Genomic DNA, 22,398 nt, shown 5'->3' with positions numbered 1-22,398 from the left:
TCAGACCCGGCGGCGGATCAGGTACGCCACGCCGCCCAGCCCGATCAGCACGACCAGCAGCACCGCGCCGTTGAGCAGGAACAGCTGGCGCATCTGGCTGAGCACGTCACTGCCGACCGCGAGCGGGTCCAGCTCCTCCGAGTCGACCTCCTCGCCGATGCCGCCGCCGATGCCGCCGCTGACCACGTCCGGCTTCTCCTTCAGCGGGACGCCGGCGATGCGCAGCGACTCCGACATGGTGAGCCGGCCGTAGAACCAGCCCGCCGCCTTCTTGCCGGTCGGCTGCTTGGCCGGCCGGTACGCGCGCGGGCCGCCGGCGGCCATCGGGTAGAGGTCGTACTGCTGGGTGGCCTTGTCCTTGACCAGGATGACGATCGTGTACTTGGGACCGAGCTTGTCGGCCTTGGGGCGCGTCGTGGTCGGCGTGGCCGAGGCCAGCCAGTTGACCTCGCTGAGCAGGCGCTGGAACAGGTCGCGTCGGTCGGCCTGCTGGACGACGATCTTGCCGTCGGGCACCTTGCCGGTGATCTGCACGGCCGTCGGCTTGGCCCCCGCCTTGGGCGCCGCCGAGCTCGAGTCCTCCTGCAGGACGGCGGCGGTCACCGGCGCCGGCGCGGCGTGCGCGGCGGCCGGCGCGAGCCCGGCTCCGAAGGCGAGCGCCGCGGCGAGCATGCCGGTCGCGGTCCAGCGCCGCGTGATCAAACCTCGAGCCACGTCCGGCCTCCCCCGCCTGCGTGATGGACATCGCCGCGCCGTGCGTGCGTTCTCACAGCTTCCTCGCAGATCCAGTCGCCCGCATCCCGGCGGGTGGCCTTTTCGAGCTATCGGAAATCGGCGGTGAGAGTGCACAGCGACTGCTGATCGGCGCGCGAATAGTACCCAGCGGCTGCAAGCGCCGCTGGCCAAGGTCACCCGTGCTGCTGACGGTCATACCACCTGGACGCGCGCCGGGGCCGAAAGAGTTGCCTGGTGAGACGGGGCGCGCACCGCCGAAGGCGGTGCGCGCATACCGAAATGGTCACGAAGGGATCAGCCGAGCTTCGCCCGGGCCGCGGCCAGCCTGGTGAGCGTGCGCTCGCGCCCGAGCATCTCGAGCGACTCGAACAGCGGCAGGCCGACCGTACGCCCGGTCGTGGCGACCCGGACCGGCGCCTGGGTCTTGCCCAGCTTGAGCCCGCGCTCCTCGCCGACGCGCTCCAGCGCGGCCTTGAGCGGCTCGGCGGTCCACTCCTCGAGGGCGCCGAAGGCGGCGGCCGCGGCGTCGAGGATCTCGGCCGCGCCCTCCTTCATCGCCTTGTTCCAGGACTGCTCGTCGGAGACGGGCTCGTCGAGGAAGAGGAAGTCGACGTAGTCGACGATCTCGCTGAGCACGGCGATGCGGGTCTGCGCGAGCGGCGCGACGGCGGCGAACACGGTGGCGTCGAACTTCGCCGGGTCCCACGGCGGGGCGGGGATCGTGTCGGTGCCGCCCAGCCACGGCGCGCACACCGCGGCGAACTCCTCGGCGGACAGCGCGCGGATGTACTCGCCGTTGAACGCCCGCAGCTTCTTGACGTCGAAGAAGGCGGGGGAGTGGCTGACGTCCTCGAGCCGGTACTCCTCGAGGATGACCCGCCACGGCACGATCTCCCGGTCGCCGCTGGGCGCCCAGCCGAGCAGCATCAGGTAGTTGCGCATGGCGGCGGCCAGGTAGCCCTCGTCGCGGTACGACTCCAGCGCCACCTTGTCGCGGCGCTTGGACAGCTTCTGGCGCTTCTCGTTGACGATGACGGGCACGTGTCCCCACACCGGAGGCTTGACCCCCAGCGCCTCCCAGAGCAGCTGCTGCTTGGGGGTGTTGGGCAGGTGCTCCTCGGCGCGGATGACGTGCGTGATGCCCATCGTCATGTCGTCGACCACGTTGGCGAGCAGGAAGACCGCCGAGCCGTCGCTGCGGGCGATGACGAAGTCCTCGATGAGCTTGTTCTCGAACGTCGGCTCGCCGCGGACCAGGTCGACCACCACGGTCTCGCCCTCGTCCGGCGTACGGAACCGCAGCGCGCGTCCCTCGCCGGGCCCCAGCGCGCGCTCCCGGCAGAAGCCGTCGTAGCCGGTGTGGGTGTTGCCCGTACGTGCCACGACGTCGTCGCGGGTGCAGTCGCAGTAGTACGCGCGGCCCTCGCCGTACAGCCGGGTGGCCGCGGCGGTGTGGTCGCTCGCGTACGCCGACTGGAAGTAGGGGCCCTCGTAGGAGCCGCGTTCGATGCCGATCCAGTCGAGGGCGGAGATGATGCCCTCGGTCCACTCCGGCCGGTTGCGGGCCGCGTCGGTGTCCTCGATCCGAAGGACGAATGTGCCGCCGGCCTGCTGCGCGTAGATCCAGTTCTGCAGCGCCGAGCGGGCGCCGCCGACGTGAAACATTCCGGTCGGAGAAGGGGCGAAGCGTACTCGTACAGTCACGGCCCAAGCCTACGGCCCCCCGCGAAGCGGTTTCCGGCGGCCTTTCTTCACGACTTATATTGACGACTGTTAGTAAGGCTTCTTAAGATTTCCCGGCCCCATGTCGTCCCCACGGCGCCCCCACGCCGGACAGGAAGGTCCCCACCCCCATGGCAAAGAGAAGAAGAATCGCCTCGGCCGCGGCCGCCCTCGTGGTCGCCGCCGGTGGTCTCGTCACCGCGCTGGCCGTCCAGGGCACCTCGGAGGCGGCGGTGCTGCCGAACAACTTCAGGAGCGTCGGCTACATGCCGTCCTGGGCCGGCAGCGTCACGAGCATCCAGTACAGCAAGCTGACCCACATCAACTACGCCTTCGCGCTCCCCAACGCGAACGGCACCCTGCAGCCGATCGAGAACACGGCGAAGCTGTCGCAGCTCGTCTCGCTCGGCCACCAGAACAACGTCAAGGTCTCGCTGGCCATCGGCGGCTGGAACGACGGCAACGACTCCGGCTTCGAGGCGATGGCGGGCAGCGCGAGCACCCGGACGACCTTCGTCAACACCGTGATGGGCGTCGTCGGCCAGTACAACCTGGACGGCATCGACATCGACTGGGAGTACCCCGACCCCGGTACGTCCGGCAACAACTACACCGCGCTCATGCAGCAGCTCGGCAACGCGCTGCACGCCCAGGGCAAGCTGCTCACGGCAGCCGTGGTCTCCGAGGGCGGTACGGCCAACGGCGTGCAACCCGCGGTCTTCGGCTCCGTCGACTGGCTGAACATCATGGCGTACGACGGCGGCAGCCCGCACGCCAACTACGACTGGTCGATCGCCAGCGTGAACTTCTGGAAGGGCCGCGGCCTGCCGGCCTCCAAGGCGGTGCTGGGCGTGCCGTTCTACAGCCGCCCCGGCTACAAGACGTACGCGGAGATCGTCGCGGCCAACCCGGCCTTCGCCAACCAGGACTGCGCGACCATCAACGGCGTCAACGAGTGCTACAACGGCCTGCCGACGATCCGGCGCAAGACCCAGTGGGCCATGGCGAACGCCGGCGGCATCATGAACTGGGAGCTGTCGCAGGACGCCACCGGCGCGAACTCCCTGGTCAGCGCCATCTACTCGACCGCGACGGGCGGCGGCACACCGACCGACCCGCCGGCTGGGCGCACCGGCCGGATCACCGGCATCGCCGGCAAGTGCATCGACATCGCCGCGGCCTCGTCGGCCAACGGCACGGCGGTGCAGCTCTACGACTGCAACGGCACGGCCGCCCAGAACTGGACGGTCGGCGCCGACGGCACGCTGCGCGCGCTCGGCAAGTGCATGGACGTGGCCGCGGCCGGCACGGCCAACGGCTCGCTGGTGCAGATCTACGACTGCAACGGTACGGGTGCACAGAAATGGCAGCCGCAGGGCGACGGGACGCTGCGCAACCCGTCGAGCGGCCGGTGTCTCGACGCGTCGAACAACAGCTCGGCCAACGGCACCCGGCTGCAGATCTGGGACTGCTTCGCCGGCGCGAACCAGCGCTGGACGCTGCCGTAACGAGGGGGCGGATCCGCGCGGGGAGCTACGGCACCGCGCGGATCCGCACCACCATGACCGCCCCGAGCAGGGTGACCGCGGCGGTGACCGCGTACAGGGTGGGGTAGCCGCCCAGGTGCGTGACGATGGGCGCGGCCATCGCCGGGCCGAGGACCTGCGGCGCGGCCGTCGCGATGTTGATGACCCCGAGGTCCTTCGCCCGGTCCACCGCGGCCGGCAGCACCTGCGTGATCAGCGCCGTGTCCACAGCGAGGTAGACGCCGTACCCCGCGCCGAGCAGCACCGAGGCGACGAGCGCCACCGGCCACGTCGGCCACACCGCGAGCAGCAGCGCGGCGACCGCGATGACGATGCCGGACCAGACCACGAAGATTTTGCGGCGGCCCGAGGTGTCGGAGAGCCGCCCGCCGACCACCGCGGTGGCCACCATGCCGGCCGTGTACAGCAGGATCATGATCAGCAGGCCGGTGTCCGGGTCGGCCAGCCGCACCTCGTCGGTCAGGAAGTACAGCAGGTAGAGCGTGCCCAGCGCGTTGCCGAGCTGCACGAGGAAGCGGGTGCCCCAGGCCCACGCGAAGTCCGGGTGCTCGCGGAACACCCGCCAGATCGCCTTGCCCCGCGGCCGTGCCCGGTCGCCGGCGGGCAGCGGGTCGTCCGGCGTCAGCAGCGCGAACGGTACGGCGAGCAGCACGAGCACGACCGCCATCACCACGTACCCGCTCGTGGTGCCGGTGACGACCGCGGTCACCAGGACGGCGCCCAGCACGAGCCCGAGCGCCTGGGGCATGCCGATCCAGCCCGAGACCCGCCCGCGCTGGCGTACGGGCACCCGGTCGGGCACCGCCGCGGTCAGCGTGGCGAGCATGACGTTGAGGCCGACCTGGGCGCCGGCCCAGCCGACGGCCACTCCCACGATGGAGTCCTGCACGCCGAGGAAGAGCAGCGACACCAGCGTCAGCGCGGCGCCGGACAGGGTCCACACGTGCCGGCGCCCGTACGCCCTGCCGCCGAGCCGCAGCCGGGTCCGGTCGGAGAGCGCGCCGGCCGCGGGGTTCACGATGATCGCCACGAGCGCCCCGACGCCGGTGACCCACCCGAGCGCGGCCTCCTTGCTGCCGACGCCGATCTCGGCGATCTGTTCGGGCAGCAGCACCTGCACCGGCGTGAAGAACACCATCCACAGGCCGAGGTTCGCCGCGAACAGCAGGCCGATCCAGGAGCGCCGGACCGGCACGACCGGCTCGGCCAGCGCCGCCGGCGCGCCCTGCGTGACGCTCATGGTGCCTCCGGGCAAACACGAAAGTTCCTCGGACCTTAGATGATCGCGGCCTCCCGAGGAAGGGCGCGGCGCACCGCGGCGGGCAGGGTGCGAAACGCGGTGACGGCGGGCGCCCCGTCCCTCTCCTCCCAGACGCCCTCGATGCGGCCGTTCACCACCAGCGTGGGGGAGATCCAGCCCTGCGGACGGGAAACCGCGGACCTGGGCCCGCTGCTGATGACATCCAGCCGGCGCAGGCTGCCCACCACGTACGGGTCGAAGGCCGGCAGCAGCAGCACCGACTCGCCGCCCGCCGGCCGCTCCGCCCCCGCCGGCAGGAACCCGTGACCGTCCACCGGCTCCAGGTCGAGGCGCGCGAACGCCTTGCGGGCCAGGGCCGGCTTCAGGTCGAACCAGCGCGCGAACTCCGCGGAGTCGGCCGGCCCGTACGCGTCCAGATAGGCCGCCGCCAGCCGGTCGATCGCCGCCTCGGTCTCCACCGGCTCCCAGTCGCCGAACCAGGCGCGCGGCGCCACGAACGTCACGTTGCGCCCGTGCGGCGGCCCCGAGCAGAGCAGGCCCCGGAACGCCAGCGGCTTGAGGATCGCCCCGAACCCCTGGATGAGCGGCCCGCGCAGCTCCTCGTGCCCGGTCGCCGCGATCACCGCGCCGGCGAGCTCCTCACGCGTCATCGGGTCGCCGCCGAGCACGTCCGGCACGGCCGCGATGATGTCCGCCATCTGCGCCGCGGTGACCCCGTGGTAGCGCAGCCAGGAGCCGGTGGTCTCCCGGGTGCGGGTGCTCATGGCGGCCACCCAGGACGGCAGGTCGGCGGCGGGCAGCAGGTGCAGCGTGCCGCGGGCGGCCCAGGTGCGCACCAGCGTACGGTCGCTCCACAGCGCCTTCTCCAGGTCGGCGGTCGCGCCCAGCCGCAGGTCGGCCGCGGCCTGAGCGGACGACGCCACCTGTGCGTGGATGCCGCCGATGCGCCGTGCCACCTCCACCACGTCCGCGCCCCGCTCGCCGCCGAGGAGATGCCGCTCGATCCGCCGCCGCATGATCTCGTCGAGATTCATGCGTCGGAACCTAAGCCCGGTCCGCCTTGACCGGCGCGCGGGACGCGAGTAGTTTACCGACAAGTTAATTAACCAGACGGTAAAGCGCAGAGGATTGGTGATCATGGGTAAGGTGGTCGCGGTCTCGTACGTGACCCTCGACGGCGTGTTCGAGGAGCCGGCGTGGAGTGGGCCGTACTTCAACGACGAGCTGGGCAGCTGGCAGGACGCCAACCTGCGTGAGGCGGACGCCCTGCTGCTGGGGCGCAAGACGTACGAGGGCTTCAAGGCCGCCTGGCCCCAGATGGAGGCGGCGACGGGCGACTTCGGCAAGCGGATGAACTCGATGCCCAAGCACGTCGCCACCACCACCCTCACCGAGCCGGAGTGGAACGCGACGTTCCTGCAGGGCGAGGTCTCCGAAGCGGTCGCGCGGCTCAAGGCCGAGCCCGGCACCCTGCTGCTCAACGGCAGCGCCGAGCTGCTCAACCACCTGACCCGGCACAACCTGGTCGACGAGTACCGGATCATGGTCTACCCCGTCGTGGTCGGCGAGGGCCGCAAGCTGTGGCACGAGGGCACCAGGGTCGCGCTTGCCCACACCGGGTCCTGGACCACGAAGACCGGGGTCGAGGTCATCACGTACGTCCCGGCCTGAGCCGATGGCGACCGACCAGCTCAGCGTCATCTTCGCCGCGCTCGCCGACCCGACGCGCCGGGCGATCCTGGCGCGCCTGGCCGAGGGGGAGGCGACCGTCAACGAGCTGGCCGCGCCGTTCGCCATGACCCTGCCCGCCATCTCCAAGCACCTCAAGGTGCTGGAACGCGCCGGCCTGATCTCGCGCGGCCGGGAGGCCCAGTGGCGGCCCTGCCGGCTCGAGGCCGAGCCGCTGCGGGAGGCCTCGGAGTACGTGCAGCGCTACCGGCACTTCTGGGAGTCCAGCGCCGACGAGCCGGCCGCGTACGTCAGACGGTGAACCGGTCGACCAGCTCGGTCAGCCGCCGGGCGGTCGCGTCCAGCTCGCCGGCCGCCTCGTGCGACACGGTCACCGCCGCGCGGGTGCTCTCCACGGCCCCGCTCACCGCGCCGATGTCGCCGGCGATCTCCCGGCTGCCGGTGGCCACCTCGACGATGTTGCGGGACATCTCGGCGGTCGTCGCGGCCTGCTCCTCCACGGCCGCGGCGATCGCGTTCTGGTAGTCGTTCACCCGGGCGATCGTCGACGTGATCGCGGTGATCGCGTCGACCGCCCGCGCGGTGTCGCCCTCGATCGCCGACACCCGGGCGGTGACGTCCTCCGTCGCCTTCGCGGTCTCCTGGGCCAGGTCCTTGACCTCGCCGGCGACGACCGCGAACCCCTTGCCCGCGTCGCCGGCCCGGGCGGCCTCGATCGTCGCGTTGAGGGCCAGCAGGTTGGTCTGCTCGGCGATGCTGGCGATCAGCCGCACCACGTCGGCGATCTGGCCCGTGGAAGAGCGCAGCTCGTCGATGACGCCGGAGGCGGTGGCGGTCAGGCCCACACCGTCACGCCCGGCCTGCGCCGCGTCCTGGGCGTTGCCGGAGATCTCGCTGATCGACGCACCCATCTGCTCGGCGCCCGCCGCCACGGTCTGCACCACGGTCGAGATCTCGTCGGCTGCGCGGGTGGCAGAACCGGCCTGCTGCGAGGCGGCCGCGGCCGATGCGGTCAGCTCCGCCCCGGTCGCCGCGACCTGGCCGGCCGACCGGGACACCTCGCGCGAGGCGTCCGTGACCTCGACCATCACCTGGCGCAGCTCGGCCACGGCGGTGGTGAGCGCGGTGCCGGCCCGGCCGATCTCGTCGTGGCCGTCCGCCGCGACGGAGACGGTGAGGTCCCGCTTCGCCAGCCGCGACAGCCCGGCGGTGAGCGCCCCCAGCCGCCGGGAGATCTTCCGGGCCTGCCAGGCGGCGAACAGGCCGCCGGCCACGGCGAGCAGCAGGGCCGCCAGGAGGAACGCGAGGAGCATGGCGCGGCGGCCGTCCTGGACCGCGTCGACCGCACCGGCGGTGTCGCCGTCGTACCCGCCGACGGCGATCGCCCACGAGTACTGCGGGTACGAGGCCACGGTGACGGTGGTGTCCCCGGCCGGCGCGCCCCCGGCGCCCGGCAGCCGGTACGTGGCCCGCCAGGTCGCACCGCCGGTCAGCTTCGACGCCTGGCCGACGATCTGCTCGACGTACTTGGTGCCGTCCGCGTCGGTGGCCCCCAGCTCCGTACGCCCGGCGGCGCCCGCGATGCTGGAAGCGATGATCCGCCCGGCGTCGGCCTTGTTGGTGCTGTAGACGGTGACCCAGCCGTTGTCCCGGACCTTGCTGCCGGAGATCGCGTCGGTCAGCTCCTTGAGCGCCTCGGACTGCTGCACGCCGACGTACAGCGCGCCGACGACCCGGCCGGCCGAGTCCTTGATCGGGTCGTACGCGGTGATGTACCAGGAACCCACGACCAGCGCGACACCCCGGTACGACTTGCCGGCCTTGATCGCGGTGGCCACGGCGTTCGGTGCGCCGTCGGCCCCCACGGCCGGGATGTACGTGCCGATGGCCCGCCTGTTGCCGGTGGTCTTGACGTTGGTGCCGACGCGGAGCAGGTCGCCGGCCTCGTTCATGCGCTGGAAGACGGTCACCGTGCCGCCGAGCAGCGACACCACGTCGTCCACGAACGGCGTGGGCCTGCGCAGGTCGAGGTTCTGGCCCAGCCACTGCCCCGCGACGGTCATCCGGGGCAGCGTCACGGTCTGCTTGTCCTGGGTGAACTGGTTGGTGGCCGTCCAGGTCGCCGTACGGTCCGCGAACTCCACGCCGCCGCGCTGGGCCAGCAACTGGTTGGCGGCCGTCATGTCGCTGTTGACGCCGGACTGGATCTCGTCGCCGACCGAGCCGACCAGGCGGGTCACCGAGTCGGTGGTCCGGTTGAGGTCGTCGGTGGTCAGCTTCTCGACCTGCGCCTGGGTGCGGTCGGCGAACGCGTCGCTCTGCCACGCGCCGACCCCGAACAGGACCGCGGCCGTGCTGAGAACGCCGCCCAGACCCAGGGCGAGGAGCTTGTGACCGATCTGCGCGCGCACCATATAGGGCCTTTCGGCCCTTCCGGGACAAGAATGAGGGGTACGCCGCAAGTTTGCGGCGTACCCCTCATCGGGACCGATTCGTCAGCTGTCCCCGCCGGTCTCACCGACCGGGGCGGCGTTCACGTCGTCGATCGCGTACTTCTTCGCGGCCTCGGCCGGGACGTGCGACGGCACCTTGCCGCGCAGCGCGAGCTGGCGCAGCGTCGCCACCGTCACCGACTCGGCGTCCACGTGGAAGTGCCGGCGCAGGGCGTGCCGGGTGTCGCTCATGCCGAACCCGTCGGTGCCCAGCGACGTGTAGTCGTTCGGCACCCAGCGGCTGATCAGGTCGGGCACCGCCCGCATCCAGTCGCTGACCGCGACGGCCGGGCCCTCGGTGCCCTCCAGCTTGGTCTGGATGTACGGCTTGCGCGGCTGGTCGCCCGGGTTCATGAGGTTGTGCTCCTCGGCCTCCACCGCGTCCCGGCGCAGCTCGGTCCAGGAGGTCACCGACCACACGTCAGCGGCGACGCCCCAGTCCTGGGCGAGCAGCTGCTGCGCCTTGAGCGCCCACTGCATGCCCGTGCCGGAGGCGAGCAGCTGCGCCTTCGGACCCGTGCCCTGCGGAGCCGCGGCGTACCTGTAGATGCCCTTGAGCAGGCCCTCCACGTCGACGCCCGAGGGCTCCGCCGGCTGCACGATCGGCTCGTTGTAGACCGTGAGGTAGTAGTAGATGTTCTCCTGGTTCTCGCCGTACATGCGGTGCAGGCCGTTCTCGACGATGTGCGCGATCTCGAACGCGAACGCCGGGTCGTACGCCACCACGGCCGGGTTCGTCGCCGCGATCAGCAGCGAGTGCCCGTCCTCGTGCTGCAGGCCCTCACCGTTGAGCGTGGTGCGCCCGGCGGTCGCGCCGAGCAGGAAGCCGCGGGTCATCTGGTCCGCCGCCGCCCACAGCTCGTCGGCGGTGCGCTGGAAGCCGAACATCGAGTAGAAGATGTACAGCGGGATCATCGGCTCGCCGTGCGTCGCGTACGACGTGCCGGCCGCGATGAAGCTCGCCGTGGAGCCGGCCTCGTTGATGCCCTCGTGCAGGATCTGCCCGTTGGTGGCTTCCTTGTACGACAGGAACAGCTCGCGGTCGACCGACGTGTACGTCTGGCCGTGGGGCGAGTAGATCTTGCGGGTCGGGAACAGGGAGTCCATGCCGAACGTGCGCGCCTCGTCCGGGATGATCGGCACCCAGCGGGCCCCGAACTCCTTGTCCTTCATGATGTCCTTGAGCAGCCGCACGAAGGCCATCGTGGTGGCGACCTTCTGCTTGCCCGAGCCCCGCTTGACGTCGCCGAACTTCGCCGACTCCGGGATGTTCAGCGGGATCGTCTTCGTACGCCGCGACGGCAGGTAGCCGCCCAGCTCACGTCGCCGTTCCTGCAGGTATTTCATCTCGTCGGAGTCGTCGCCGGGGTGGTAGTACGGCGGGAGGTACGGGTTCTCCTCGAGTTGCTTGTCGGGGATGTCGAGGTAGAGGCGGTCCCGGAAGCTTTTGAGGTCGTCGAGGGTGAGTTTCTTCATCTGGTGGGTGGCGTTGCGGGCCTCGAAGTGCGACCCGAGGGTCCAGCCCTTGATGGTTTTGGCGAGGATGACGGTGGGCTGGCCGGTGTGTTCGGTGGCGGCCTTGTACGCGGCGTACAGCTTTTTGTAGTCGTGGCCGCCGCGTTTGAGGTTCCACACTTCGTCGTCGCTCATGTGCTCGACCAGTTTGCGGGTGCGTGGGTCGCGGCCGAAGAAGTTCTCCCGTACGTAGGCGCCGGATTCGCCTTTGTAGGTCTGGTAGTCGCCGTCGGGGGTGACGTTCATCAGGTTGACCAGGGCGCCGTCGGTGTCGGCGGCCAGCAGCGGGTCCCACTCGCGGCCCCAGACGACCTTGATGACGTTCCAGCCGGCGCCGCGGAAGAACGACTCGAGTTCCTGGATGACTTTGCCGTTGCCGCGTACCGGGCCGTCGAGGCGTTGCAGGTTGCAGTTGACGACGAAGGTGAGGTTGTCGAGTTCCTCGCGGGCGGCCAGCCCGATCGCGCCCAGCGACTCGACCTCGTCCATCTCGCCGTCGCCCAGGAACGCCCAGACGTGTTGCTGGCTGGTGTCCTTGATACCGCGGTGGTGCAGGTAGCGGTTGAAGCGGGCCTGGTAGATCGCGTTCAGCGGGCCCAGGCCCATGCTGACGGTGGGGAATTCCCAGAAGTCGGGCATCAGCCGCGGGTGCGGGTACGACGGGAGGCTGTTCGGCGCGTGGGAGAGTTCCTGGCGGAACCCGTCGAGCTGCTCGCTGCTCAGCCGGCCCTCGAGGAACGCGCGCGCGTACATGCCGGGTGAGGCGTGGCCCTGGAAGAAGATGTGGTCGCCGCCGCCGGGGTGCTGCTTACCGCGGAAGAAGTGGTTCATGCCGACCTCGTAGAGGCTGGCGCTGGAGGCGTAGGTGGAGATGTGCCCGCCGACGCCGATGTCCGGGCGCTGCGCGCGGTGTACCAGCATCGCCGCGTTCCACCGGATGTAGGCGCGGATGCGGCGTTCCACGAACTCGTCACCGGGGAACCAGGGCTCCTGCTCCGGCGGGATCGTGTTGATGTAGTCCGTGGAGGTCAGCGGCGGCACGCCGACCTGACGCTCCCGGGCCCGCTCGAGCAGGCGCAACATCACGTAACGGGCACGTTTGGCCCCGCGTTCGTCGATGACTCCGTCGAGCGACTCGACCCACTCACTGGTTTCCTCGGGGTCGATGTCCGGAAGCTGGCTCGGCAGGCCGTCGCTGATCACCGGGCGCTTGCGTTCCGTGGCCACAGGCATTCCTCTTGGTCGGTGTCGGACCGTGCGCCCCATTGTGTGAATCGCACGGGAATGGTTCCATCCTGCCCCCTGACGGTGGCTGGCGTCACGCCTACGGTCTTGCTAGGCGACGCGCGACACACGTACTGAGCAGTAACTTCGTCAGCCGTTCAGGAAGCTGAACCGCACCTGGCGCTCCGGATTGTCACCGTTGGGGTCGACGAGGCAGATCGACTGCCACGTGCCCAGAGCGATGCGACCGCCGATGACCGGCAGCGTCGCGTACGGCGGGATCCAGGCCGGCAGGACGTGATCACGGCCGTGACCTCGCGAACCGTGCCGGTGCCGCCACTTGTCCTCGGCGGGCAGCAGCTCGTCGATCGCCGTGAGCAGGTCGTCGTCCGACCCGGCGCCGGTCTCGATGATCGCCAGGCCCGCCGTGGCGTGCGGCACGAACACGTGCAGCAGCCCGTCGCCGCGACCCCGGGCGAACTCCTCCGCCTCGCTCGTGATGTCGCGGACGACCGGCCTGTTCCCGGTACGGACGGTGATCACCGTGGTGTCCATGACCGGGAAGTCTTACACGTAGAGGTCCATCGCCAGGAAGGCCGTCCCCACCGCGAGGAACCACAGCCCGCAGAGACCGATCCGCATCAGTCCCGCCCACAGCGCCATGCCACCAGATCAGCACGCCGTACCGGGTCCGCGCAGGTGGTTCGCCGGGATTACCCCGCCCGCCCGGCCGGGCGTCCACATCGGCGGTGGCGGGGCTCGCCATGGTCGGCAATGCTGGGTCGCGTGACCACCCCGCAGAACCTCGACGAGCGTTTCCGCGACGCCGTCGCCGGCCTGCCGCCGGCCGGGACCCGCCGGCCCGGCGACGACCCGGTCCGCGAGGGCTCCGCCCTCACCGGCGACCGGGCCCGGCAGCTCTTCGACGCCCAGCTGGTCAGCCGCCACCTCGACCTCGCGGCCCGCTGGCTGCGCAGCTTCAACGAAGGCTTCTACACGATCGGCTCCTCCGGCCACGAGGGCAACGCCGCCGTCGCCGCCGCGCTCCGCCCCACCGACCCCGCCCTGCTGCACTACCGCTCCGGCGCGTTCTACTGTGTCCGCGCCGGCCAGGTCCCGCCGCTCGACCCCGGCACCGACGCGCTCGTCGAGGCGGCCCGCGACGTGCTGCGCGGCGTCGTCGCCTCCGCCGCCGAGCCGATCGCCGGCGGCCGGCACAAGGTCTTCGGCCGGGCCGACCTGCAGATCATCCCGACCACGTCCACCATCGCCTCGCACCTGCCGCGGGCCGTCGGGATCGCGTACGGGATCGGCCAGGCCCCCGCCCTGCGCGGCGTCGAAAGCCCCTGGCCCGGCGACGCGATCGCGGTCGCCTCGTTCGGCGACGCCTCGGTCAACCACGCCAGCGCCACGGCCGCCCTCAACACCATCGGCTGGTACGAGCACACCGACCGGCACCTGCCGCTGCTGCTGATCTGCGAGGACAACGGGTACGGCATCAGCGTCGCCTCCCCGCCCGGCTGGGTCGCCGAGACGCTGCGCGCCCGCCCCGGCATCCGCTACTTCGCCGCCGACGGCTGCGACCTGGCCGCCGCGTACGACACCGCCCGCGAGGCCGCCGACTGGGTACGCGACCAGCGCCGCCCCGCCGTCCTGCACCTGAGCACGGTCCGCCTCATGGGCCACGCCGGCGCGGACGCCGAGGTCGCGTACCGGTCGAACGAGGACATCACCCGCGACCTGGACCGCGACCCCCTGATCACCACCGCGGAGCTGCTCGTCGCCGGCGGTGCCGCCACCCCCGACGACCTCATCACCCGCTACGACGAGCTGGGCTGGCAGGTCCGCAAGGTCGCCGAGGAGGTTCTGGGCGAGCCGAAACTGGCCACCCCGGCGCAGATCGCCGCCCCGCTGGCACCCCGCCGCCCGCTGCGCGCCGCCCGGCACGTCGCCGACGCCGCCACCCGCGCCTCGGGCGCCGGCTCAGCCGCCCGCACCCAGGCCTTCGGCGGCCGGCTCCCCGAGCAGGGCGGCCCGCTCACGCTGGCACAGACCATCAACGCCACCCTCACCGACGCGCTGCTCGCCCACCCCGGCGCCCTGCTGTACGGGGAGGACGTCGCGGTCAAGGGCGGCGTGTACGGCGTCACGAAGAACCTGCGCGACCGCTTCGGCGCCGACCGCGTGTTCGACACCCTGCTCGACGAGACGTCCATCCTGGGGCTCGGCCTCGGCGCCGGGCTCGCGGGCATGCTCCCCATCCCGGAGATCCAGTACCTGGCGTACCTGCACAACGCCGAGGACCAGCTCCGCGGCGAGGCGGCCACGCTCTCCTTCTTCTCGCAGGGCGCCTTCCGCAACCCCATGGTCGTACGCGTCGCCGGCCTCGCCTACCAGCAGAACTTCGGCGGCCACTTCCACAACGACAACTCGGTCGCCGTGCTGCGCGACGTACCCGGACTGGTCCTGGCCGTGCCCGCACGGCCGTCCGACGCGGCACCCATGCTGCGCTCCTGCCTGGCCGCGGCGGCCGTCGACGGCACGGTCAGCGTCTTCCTCGAGCCGATCGCGCTCTACCACACCCGCGACCTGTTCCAGCAGGGCGACAACGAATGGCTCGCGCCCTACGCCCCGCCGGGCGAGTGGGCCGGCACGCACATCCCCGTCGGCCGGGCCCGCACCTACCCCTTCGGGTCCGCCGAGGACCTGACGATCCTGACCTTCGGCAACGGCGTACGCATGTCCCTGCGCGTCGCGTCCGGGCTCGCCGCCGACGGGTACGGCTCCCGCGTGGTGGACCTGCGCTGGCTGAGCCCGCTGCCGGTGGCCGACCTGATCCGCGAGGCCTCCGCGACCGGCCGCGTGCTCATCGTCGACGAGACCCGGCGCTCCGGCGGCGTCGGCGAAGGCATCCTCGCGGCCCTGGTGGACGGCGGTTTCGTGGGCGCGGCCCGGCGCATCGCCGCCGCCGACTCGCCGGTTCCGCTCGGTCCGGCAGCGCAGCAGGTCCTGATCGGGGAAGATGCCATCACACAGGGTGCCCACGCCCTGCTGGCACGGTAAATTGCCTCACACTCGGTGCGCCACTTGCGCGCGGCGGCCCGAGTGTGTGGACTACCCCCACGACAACGGCGTGAACAACGTCGTCAACAGCGGCGCCGCCCCGGCGGTGGCGTCGTCACCAGCAAGGAGGAATTCGACAGTGAGCGCGACCGCTGGTCAGGCCGACGGCGTACGCAGCCTGGCGGACCGGTTCGGCCTCGAGCCGAACATGGTGGTCATGGAGATGGGCTACGACGACGACGTCGACGAGGATCTCCGTGACGCCCTGACCGAACGCGTGGGCGATTTGGTGGACGAGGACACCGACGAGGTGGTCGACGCGGTGCTGCTCTGGTATCGCGACGGCGACGGTGACCTCTTCGAACTGCTCACGGATGCCCTGGGCCCGCTCGCGGACAGCGGCGTGGTGTGGCTCCTGACCCCCAAGGCGGGCCGCGACGGCCACGTCGAACCGAGCGAGGTCAGCGAGAGCGCGCCGACGGCCGGCCTCCAGCAGACCTCCACGGTCAACGCCGGCAAGGACTGGACCGCGGCCCGGCTGGTCTCGCCCCGCGGAGCCAAGAAGAAGTAGCCCTGACTCTTTCCCCAGCCCGGCCCTCCGGCGGCTCCCTGCCGGGTCCGGGCCCTTCATGCTGTCCTGCGGGGACCTCCCCGCCGGACCTTGGCTATCGTGTCCGGATGCCGATCGACGCGGGCACCGAGGCGCCCGGCTTCACGCTCAAGGACCAGAACAACCAGGAGATCACCCTCGCGGACTTCCACGGCCGCAAAGCGGTCCTCCTGGTCTTCTACCCCCTCGCCTTCACCGGCACCTGCCAGGGCGAACTCGCCGAGATCCAGGACAACCTCCCGGCGTACGCCAATGACAGGGTCCAGATCCTGACCATCAGCGTCGACTCGGTCTACACCCACAAGATCTGGGCCGACCGCGAGGGCTACACCTTCCCCCTCCTCGCCGACTTCTGGCCGCACGGCGAGGTGGCCCAGGCGTACGGCGTCTTCAACCCGGAACGCGGCTACGCCAACCGAGGCACCTTCCTCATCGACGCGGCCGGCATCGTACGGTTCGCCCAGGAGAACGGCCCGGGGGAGCGCCGGGACCAGACAGCCTGGCGCGAGAGCCTCGCGAAGATCCTGGCGTGACGGCCAGGGTAGGATGACGGCTCCGGTCTCAAACCCGGGCGCGTAGCTCAGCGGGAGAGCACTCGCCTTACAAGCGAGGGGTCGCAGGTTCGAAACCTGCCGCGCCCACCACCCTCAACGGCGGACCTGGTAGCGCAGGTGGAGCACCCGGTTGCCCTGGATGACCACGTCCGGATCCTCCAACAGGTGCTGCGCCTGTACCGACCCGAAGTAGCGCTTCCCGGACCCGAAAACCACCGGCACCACATCCATGCGCACCTCGTCGACCAGGCCCGCTGCAAGCACCTGCCCACCGACGTCCCCGGCGGCCACCTCGACCGTGCGATCGCCCGCAAGCTCCTGCGCCTCGGCCACCGCAGCCTCGACGCCGTTGACGAAGTGGAATGGTGCCTCGGGGTCCCAGCCCTCGGGTGCCGGCCGGTGGGTCACGACGATGACGTGGTCGATGCCGCTCGGGGGTTTGCCGTCCCAGCCGTCCGTCATGTCGAAGACGTGGCGGCCGACGACCGTCGCCCCGATCTCGTCCCAGTACGGCCGGACGTAGTCGTACGAGCGCTGTGACACCTTCAGCATGCCGCTGTCGTCGAGTGGGACGTCACCACTGGACAGCCAGTCGAACAACGGTCCGGGCTGGTCGTGCTCGTCCGCGACGAAGCCGTCCACCGACACCGAGCTGTACATGACCACTTTGCCCACGGGTGCTCCTCTGGCTTGCTGGTGCCCCCAAGTTAACGTGCCGTGAGCTGCAACTCTTGTAAGAAATCAATCGGTCGGTAGCGGCCAGCCGTCCATCACGTGGCCGGGGTTCTCCCGCAGGAACCGTCGCCGGACCTCGACGTACCGGGTCGGCGTGAAGCCGGTGAACGCCCGGAACTCGTGGGCGAAGTGGGCCTGGTCGAAGTAGCCGGCCCCGCCGGCGAGCTCGCCCCAGTCGATCGGTCCGGCGGGGTCGATGGCGAACACGGCGGCGGCGAAGCGGTACGTGCGGGCCAGCCGCTTCGGCGTGACGCCGATGAGCTCCTTGTACCGCTGTGCCAGGTGCGTGCTGCTGACACCGGCCGCGGCCCTCAGGTCGCCGATCGCCACCGCCCCGCCGGACGCGGCGATGGCTCTGCTCGTACGGCGGACCAGCCCCAGCCCGGCAGTCTCGCTCAGCCGGCGCATCAGCTCGTCCTCGAGCAGCGCCAGCATCGCGTCCGGTCCGGCCGCCGTGGCCAGCCTGTCTCGCAGCTCGGCGACGGCTGGCCGGCCCCAGACCTGCTCCACCGTCACCGGCCGGTCGCACAGCTCCGCCGCGGGCATCGGCAGGAAAGGCGCCAACCCCCAGGGCTTGAGGTGTACGCCCACAGACCGGGTCGGGCGTGGGTAGCCGAACTCCAGCGCGTAGGTGGGCGTGGTGACCACGCAGCCGTCGGCGTACTCGGCCGTCTGGATGTCGGTGCCGGCGCGGATCCGGAACGGCGCCCCGAGGTTGATGATGAGCAACGCCGCGGGCATCGGGGGCAGCTTCAGCCGGGCGTACGGCGGCACGCCCTCCAGGTAGTAGAGGTCGTCGATCAGCCCGTCCAGCGGCGGTCGCGGCACTCTGGACACGTACTCCACGCCCACAGCATCCACCATGACCTGAGGGACGAGGTCGGTAACGGATGATCAGGCGATGTCCGGGCATTCGCAGCGGGACAAGCTGAGACCATGACGTATCAGTCTCCGAGGCCTCCCGGGCCGGCCGGCGGCCCGTCGCCGCAGGGCCGGCTCCGGCGAGTGTGGTCCGGGATGTCGGCGGTGCACCGGGCGGCGCTCATCATCGCGCTCATCTTCCTGCCGTGCTGTGGCGGACTCGGCGGCATCGTGGCACTGGGAGCCGCCGTCGATTCACCGCCGGCCCACCGCGCGGCCGACACCGGGGCGTTGGCGCCGGTGCCCGAGCAGGGGACCGTCGCGCCGGCCGTTCCGGTGACCTCCGTGTCGGCAAGCGCCGTGCCGGCGACGACTGCGGCGTCGGCCGTGGCGAGCGCGACACCGGCCGCGGCCACGACGACCGTACCGGCCGCCGAGGTGGTGAAGCGGACGGTGACCGAGAAGCGGGCCATTCCCTTCAAGACGCGGACGGTCGAAGATGCCGCGATGCGTCAGGGAACCAGGAAGGTACGGGTGAAGGGCTCGGCCGGCGTACGGACCCTGACCTATGAGGTCTCGACCGTGAACGGCGCCCAGACCGGCAGACGGCTGGTCGGCTCGACGGTCACGAGGCGGCCGGTGACCAGGGTGATCGCGGTGGGGACCAGGGAGGAACCCGCGTGCGACCCCAACTACAGCGGCTGCGTGCCGATCGCCAGCGACGTCGACTGTGCGGGAGGCAGCGGCAACGGCCCGGCCTACGTCGACGGCGTCGTCCGGGTCATCGGTACGGACATCTACGACCTGGACCGGGACAACGACGGCTACGGCTGCGACTGAGACTGGGGGTTTCGCCGATGAGCGACGAACAGGCGCACGAGACCAGAGGTGTTTCGATCCAGGCCCTGGCAACGGTCGACCTTGCCGGGGAGATCGAGGGCATGGCGGGCCGGCAGCTTCGCATGCGCATGGTGACCATGGAGCCGGGCGGCGTCTTCGGCCCCGTTCACGACCATGTGGGCCGGCCCGGCGTCGTCTACGTGCTGCAGGGGACGATCACCGACCACCGGGACGGCGTGGACACCGACTATGGGCCCGGCGTCGGGTGGCCGGAGGACCGGCACACGACCCATTGGCTCGAGAACAAGGGAACGATGACAGCCGTGGAGATCTCGGTGGACATCGTCTAGCGCTCAGGAGACCGTGACCGCCGCGGTGATCATCTTCTTCGTGTCGCCCGGCTGGATGGCTCCGCCGTACAGGAGCTTGATGAGCTTCTGATCGAGCGCCGAATAGCGGGTCGGGGCCGACCAGTATTGGCCGTAGAAGACGCTGGACGGGTGGTCGTCGGCGTCGCGCATCAGGCCCGTGCTCTGAGTGAGTTCCTCGCGGATCAGGTGGCAGCGGATCCGCGGGGAGATGCCCGTGGTGCGGATGAGCACGTTGGCGTTCGTGATGATGTAGCCGGCCGACCAGTCGACGTGGAAGAAGCCGTCGTTGTCCGGCACGTAGTTCGGTTCCAGCGACTTGAAGCGGCTCACCGGCGCGAAATGCACCCGGATGTCGGCGGTGGCCGAGGTGGTGAGCTTGAGGTCGGTGGTCGCCGTCAGCCTGTTGAAATCCGACACGACGCGGCCGAGGCAGTCCCGGTCGGCCGCGCTGGGCTTTCCGGCGACGCGTACGGTCACCACCGGTTTCATCCACCGTGTGACGACGTGGATGTCGTCGCCGTACTCGGCGCCCAGCGCGATTTTGAAGAAGTAGTTGAGGGCGGCCCTGTCGATTTTCGGCTTGGGCGTCTTCGGCTTGTCGGCCGTCGGCGTCGTCGAGGGGGAAGGGCCCGGGGTGCCGAGCGCGGCAGTGGCCGGGACGTCCGTGGGCGGCGTTCCGTCGTCGTGAGTGGTGCAGCCGGCCAGGGCGAGCGTGAGCGCGAGCGATGCCAGAGCCAGGCGGCGTAGCGGCACTCGACGCGATCTCACCCGGGCATCCTACGATCGGAACGGCTTCCCGCCGCGGCCCGGGCTCGGGAGCCCGGACCGCGCGGGCCGGCCGGCGGGGACCGCTAGGAGCCGGCCGGCTGGCTGACCCGGAAGTGGTTGCCGAACGGGTCGCGCCCGCCGAAGTCGATGCCGTACGGCTGCTCCGTCGGCCCGTCCGTGAGCTCCACGCCCTTGGCCTTGAGCTCGTCGTACGTCTTGCGCGCGTCGTCGGTGCTGAAGCCCAGCGTGAAGCCGCTCGCGCCCTTGGCGATCAGCTCGCGCAGCTGCTCGGCGGTCTGCGCGTCCATCGCCGGCGGGCCCGGCTTCTCCAGCAGGATGACGCGGTCCGGGTCGTCGCCGGGCACCCGTACGGTGAGCCAGCGCATGAAGCCGAGGTCGATGTCGTCGGCCACCTCGAGGCCCAGCTTGCCGACGTAGAAGTCCAGTGCCTCGTCCTGGTCGGCGACGAAGACGTGAGTGATGCGGATCTTGTTCAGCATGGACTCACGCTAACGACCGGCGACGCCGCGGTGCTTATCCAAAAATGACGTTCAGGGCTATGGTCCCCCGTCCGGGAGAGAAGCTGGCCGCATATAGGCCATCCCGAAACAGTTCGGCACGACCGACGACACCGCCCGCTTCCGGTACGCCGTGGGCGACTCCCCGAGGATCGCGTGGAACGTCCGGCTGAACGTCCCCAGACTGCTGAACCCCACGGTCATGCACACCTCCGTCACACTCTGATCCGTCTCCCGCAACAGGAACATGGCTCGTTCCACCCGCCGCCGCTGCAGATAGCGGTGTGGCGTCTCCCCGAAGGTCGCGCGGAACGTGCGGATGAAATGCGCGGGGGAGACGTGCGCGATCCGGGCCAGCGCGGGAATGTCCAGCGGCTCCGTGTACGCCCGGTCCATCGCGTCGCGGGCGCGCAGCATGCGGCGGTTCGACTCCTCGACCGCGCGGCTCACCTGAGCACCGCCCGCCACCCGCTGACCTTCATGGCCGGAACCCTAGCCCCGGCCTCCGACATTCTCCGCGACCCCGCTGCACGGCGTACGGATGAAAGATCGGGTCTGTAGCCTGTCGCGGTGGATATCCGTGCCGCCATCGCCGATGAGCGACGCCGCATCGCCGACCTGGTCGAATCGCTGGACCCGGGCCGGCTCGACGCGCCGAGCCTGTGCGGCGAGTGGACCGTCAAAGAGGTGGCAGGGCACCTGCTCGCGGCGCTCGGGAAGCCTCCGGTGCCGGTGTTCCCGCTCCTGGCCCGCAACGGCTTCCGGATCCACAAGGCCAACGCGCAGCTGGCGGTGCTCGCGGCCGACCGTCCGGCGGCCGACCTCGCCCGCGCCCTGCGCGACAATGCCGACAACCCTTTCAAACCGCCGATCGTCGGGTACGCGGGGCAGCTGACCGACCTGCAGGTCCACGGCCAGGACATGCGCCGCCCCCTCGGCCTGCCGCACGGTCTGCGGCTGGAACGGCTCAAGGTGTCCCTCGAGTTCCTCACCAGCGGCCGGGCGCTCGGGTTCACGTCCAAGCGACGGCTCGCCGGCCTGCGCTTCGAGGCGTCGGACCTGAACTGGTTCTCCGGGGTCGGACCGCTGATCGCGGGGCCGGCGGAGGCGTTGATGATGGCCATGTGCGGACGCGGGGTGGTGCTGCCCGAGCTGGACGGGCCGGGAGTGCGGATCCTGGACGGCCGGTTGACCCGCCGGAGCTGATGCATCCTGACCATCCGCTGACGTATCCCGCCCGTGATGCCCCCTTTGACCGGTCCCGGCCCGCCGACCGGTCGCCTCGCTGACACGAAACGCCGGGGCCCGCGACGCGCCCGCGGAAAAGTGTCGGTGCGGGTCCCTACCGTCGCCGCATGGACACCAACGAATTCGCGCCGGAACAGGACCGGCGCCCTCACACCCAGCTCGACCGGCACTTCACGGCGGCCGGCAACGTCTACCGGATCACCGCCGCGGGCACGGGCGACGATCCGATCACCCTCACGCTGACCGGCTGGGGACCCGACGGCGAGACGGTGAGCGAGATCAGCGGAGGGATCTCGCCCCACGACCTCCCCGACGTCACCCAGGCCCTCACCTCGACCCTCACCGGGCTCTCGGCGCTGCGCAACCAGCGCAAGGCGGCCCGCGCGGCCGAGGAGAAACCGAAGCGCTACCCCAACCGGGGCGCCCGATGGTCCCCGGAGGACGACGAACGTCTCGTGGCCCGCTACCGCGCGGGCGCGGGCGAACGCGCGCTGATGCAGGAGTTCGGCCGCAGCCGGGGCGGCATCCGGGCCCGCCTGGAAAGCCTCGGCGAGCTCGCACCCGACGGCCCTGCGACGTACGGGCAGGGGGAGCCGTCCGGGGAGAGACCGGCAGCGGAGGCGGTGTCGTAGTCGCCGACCGACC

At 70.9% G+C, this 22,398-nt stretch carries 22 protein-coding genes and 1 tRNA gene; 11 read left to right on the top strand and 12 right to left on the bottom strand.

Going from position 1 to position 22,398, the window contains the following annotated elements:
* Window positions 1-714 (bottom strand): hypothetical protein, encoded by a 714-nt coding sequence (locus tag COUCH_RS30875; RefSeq protein ID WP_249608717.1) that lies wholly within the window; start codon window positions 712-714, stop codon window positions 1-3.
* Window positions 715-1,029: 315 nt separating this feature from the next.
* A complete protein-coding gene (gltX, locus tag COUCH_RS30870; RefSeq protein WP_249608716.1) occupies window positions 1,030-2,439 on the bottom strand; it encodes a glutamate--tRNA ligase in 1,410 nt (469 codons plus the stop codon).
* Window positions 2,440-2,588: 149 nt separating this feature from the next.
* Between gltX and COUCH_RS30865 the strand changes: the two genes are divergently transcribed.
* Window positions 2,589-3,965: a glycosyl hydrolase family 18 protein gene (locus COUCH_RS30865; protein ID WP_249608715.1), complete on the top strand. Its 1,377-nt coding sequence runs from the start codon at window positions 2,589-2,591 to the stop codon at window positions 3,963-3,965.
* Window positions 3,966-3,990: 25 nt separating this feature from the next.
* Here COUCH_RS30865 and COUCH_RS30860 read toward each other — a convergent pair whose 3' ends face one another.
* Window positions 3,991-5,244 (bottom strand): MFS transporter, encoded by a 1,254-nt coding sequence (locus COUCH_RS30860; protein WP_249608714.1) that lies wholly within the window; start codon window positions 5,242-5,244, stop codon window positions 3,991-3,993.
* 35 nt (window positions 5,245-5,279) lie between these two features.
* Entirely contained in the window at window positions 5,280-6,299 is a 1,020-nt protein-coding gene (locus tag COUCH_RS30855; RefSeq protein WP_249608713.1) for a winged helix DNA-binding domain-containing protein, read from the bottom strand.
* Between the two features lie 103 nt (window positions 6,300-6,402).
* Here COUCH_RS30855 and COUCH_RS30850 point away from each other — a divergent pair, with 103 nt between their 5' ends.
* Window positions 6,403-6,936: a dihydrofolate reductase family protein gene (locus tag COUCH_RS30850; protein WP_249608712.1), complete on the top strand. Its 534-nt coding sequence runs from the start codon at window positions 6,403-6,405 to the stop codon at window positions 6,934-6,936.
* A gap of 4 nt (window positions 6,937-6,940) precedes the next feature.
* Window positions 6,941-7,255: an ArsR/SmtB family transcription factor gene (locus COUCH_RS30845; protein WP_249608711.1), complete on the top strand. Its 315-nt coding sequence runs from the start codon at window positions 6,941-6,943 to the stop codon at window positions 7,253-7,255.
* Here the strand turns inward: COUCH_RS30845 and COUCH_RS30840 are convergent.
* The 3 genes from COUCH_RS30840 to COUCH_RS30830 form a co-directional block, all read right to left on the bottom strand.
* A complete protein-coding gene (locus COUCH_RS30840) occupies window positions 7,245-9,368 on the bottom strand; it encodes a methyl-accepting chemotaxis protein (RefSeq protein ID WP_249608710.1) in 2,124 nt (707 codons plus the stop codon). The genes COUCH_RS30845 and COUCH_RS30840 overlap by 11 nt on opposite strands.
* Window positions 9,369-9,449: 81 nt before the next feature.
* Window positions 9,450-12,188, bottom strand: a complete 2,739-nt coding sequence (aceE, locus tag COUCH_RS30835) for a pyruvate dehydrogenase (acetyl-transferring), homodimeric type (RefSeq protein ID WP_346015954.1) — start codon at window positions 12,186-12,188, stop codon at window positions 9,450-9,452.
* A 147-nt stretch (window positions 12,189-12,335) separates the two neighbouring features.
* Window positions 12,336-12,740: a YjbQ family protein gene (locus tag COUCH_RS30830; protein ID WP_249608709.1), complete on the bottom strand. Its 405-nt coding sequence runs from the start codon at window positions 12,738-12,740 to the stop codon at window positions 12,336-12,338.
* Window positions 12,741-12,959: 219 nt separating this feature from the next.
* Between COUCH_RS30830 and COUCH_RS30825 the strand changes: the two genes are divergently transcribed.
* From COUCH_RS30825 to COUCH_RS30810, 4 genes are all read left to right on the top strand, one after another.
* Entirely contained in the window at window positions 12,960-15,248 is a 2,289-nt protein-coding gene (locus COUCH_RS30825) for a thiamine pyrophosphate-dependent enzyme (RefSeq protein WP_249608708.1), read from the top strand.
* 139 nt (window positions 15,249-15,387) lie between these two features.
* Window positions 15,388-15,819, top strand: a complete 432-nt coding sequence (locus tag COUCH_RS30820; RefSeq protein WP_199517098.1) for a DUF3052 domain-containing protein — start codon at window positions 15,388-15,390, stop codon at window positions 15,817-15,819.
* A 107-nt stretch (window positions 15,820-15,926) separates the two neighbouring features.
* Complete coding sequence (locus tag COUCH_RS30815; RefSeq protein WP_249608707.1) at window positions 15,927-16,391, top strand: peroxiredoxin; 465 nt, start codon at window positions 15,927-15,929, stop codon at window positions 16,389-16,391.
* A gap of 36 nt (window positions 16,392-16,427) precedes the next feature.
* Window positions 16,428-16,502: transfer RNA gene (locus COUCH_RS30810), tRNA-Val, on the top strand.
* Window positions 16,503-16,505: 3 nt separating this feature from the next.
* On the opposite strand, the gene COUCH_RS30805 is transcribed toward COUCH_RS30810, so the two are convergent.
* Window positions 16,506-17,087 carry a dihydrofolate reductase family protein gene (locus tag COUCH_RS30805; protein ID WP_249608706.1) on the bottom strand — a complete coding sequence of 194 codons (582 nt, stop codon included), beginning with the start codon at window positions 17,085-17,087 and terminating at the stop codon, window positions 16,506-16,508.
* Window positions 17,088-17,153: 66 nt separating this feature from the next.
* Window positions 17,154-18,011, bottom strand: coding sequence for a helix-turn-helix domain-containing protein (locus COUCH_RS30800; RefSeq protein WP_249608705.1), 858 nt, complete (start codon window positions 18,009-18,011; stop codon window positions 17,154-17,156).
* Window positions 18,012-18,083: 72 nt separating this feature from the next.
* Here COUCH_RS30800 and COUCH_RS30795 point away from each other — a divergent pair, with 72 nt between their 5' ends.
* Window positions 18,084-18,848, top strand: coding sequence for a G5 domain-containing protein (locus COUCH_RS30795; RefSeq protein ID WP_249608704.1), 765 nt, complete (start codon window positions 18,084-18,086; stop codon window positions 18,846-18,848).
* A gap of 17 nt (window positions 18,849-18,865) precedes the next feature.
* On the top strand, window positions 18,866-19,198 hold the full coding sequence (locus COUCH_RS30790; RefSeq protein WP_249608703.1) for a cupin domain-containing protein: 333 nt from the start codon (window positions 18,866-18,868) through the stop codon (window positions 19,196-19,198).
* 3 nt (window positions 19,199-19,201) lie between these two features.
* Here the strand turns inward: COUCH_RS30790 and COUCH_RS30785 are convergent, their stop codons facing one another.
* The 3 genes from COUCH_RS30785 to COUCH_RS30775 form a co-directional block, all read right to left on the bottom strand.
* Window positions 19,202-19,987, bottom strand: coding sequence for a DUF2927 domain-containing protein (locus tag COUCH_RS30785; protein ID WP_249608702.1), 786 nt, complete (start codon window positions 19,985-19,987; stop codon window positions 19,202-19,204).
* Window positions 19,988-20,070: 83 nt separating this feature from the next.
* Window positions 20,071-20,487 carry a VOC family protein gene (locus tag COUCH_RS30780; RefSeq protein WP_199517091.1) on the bottom strand — a complete coding sequence of 139 codons (417 nt, stop codon included), beginning with the start codon at window positions 20,485-20,487 and terminating at the stop codon, window positions 20,071-20,073.
* Window positions 20,488-20,544: 57 nt separating this feature from the next.
* A complete protein-coding gene (locus tag COUCH_RS30775; RefSeq protein WP_249608701.1) occupies window positions 20,545-20,955 on the bottom strand; it encodes a helix-turn-helix domain-containing protein in 411 nt (136 codons plus the stop codon).
* Between the two features lie 120 nt (window positions 20,956-21,075).
* Here COUCH_RS30775 and COUCH_RS30770 point away from each other — a divergent pair, with 120 nt between their 5' ends.
* Together COUCH_RS30770 and COUCH_RS30765 are read left to right on the top strand one after the other, a co-directional pair.
* The gene (locus tag COUCH_RS30770; protein ID WP_249608700.1) at window positions 21,076-21,711 is read left to right on the top strand and encodes a maleylpyruvate isomerase family mycothiol-dependent enzyme; all 636 of its coding nucleotides are present in this window, start codon (window positions 21,076-21,078) and stop codon (window positions 21,709-21,711) included.
* Window positions 21,712-21,860: 149 nt separating this feature from the next.
* Window positions 21,861-22,385 carry a hypothetical protein gene (locus COUCH_RS30765; protein ID WP_249608699.1) on the top strand — a complete coding sequence of 175 codons (525 nt, stop codon included), beginning with the start codon at window positions 21,861-21,863 and terminating at the stop codon, window positions 22,383-22,385.
* The last annotated feature ends 13 nt before the right edge of the window (window positions 22,386-22,398 follow it).

The sequence above is a fragment of the Couchioplanes caeruleus genome, from assembly GCF_023499255.1.
Classification (GTDB): domain Bacteria; phylum Actinomycetota; class Actinomycetes; order Mycobacteriales; family Micromonosporaceae; genus Actinoplanes; species Actinoplanes caeruleus_A.
The sequence above is the reverse complement of the archived record's forward strand: the minus strand, read 5'-3'. Positions and strand labels throughout refer to the sequence as shown.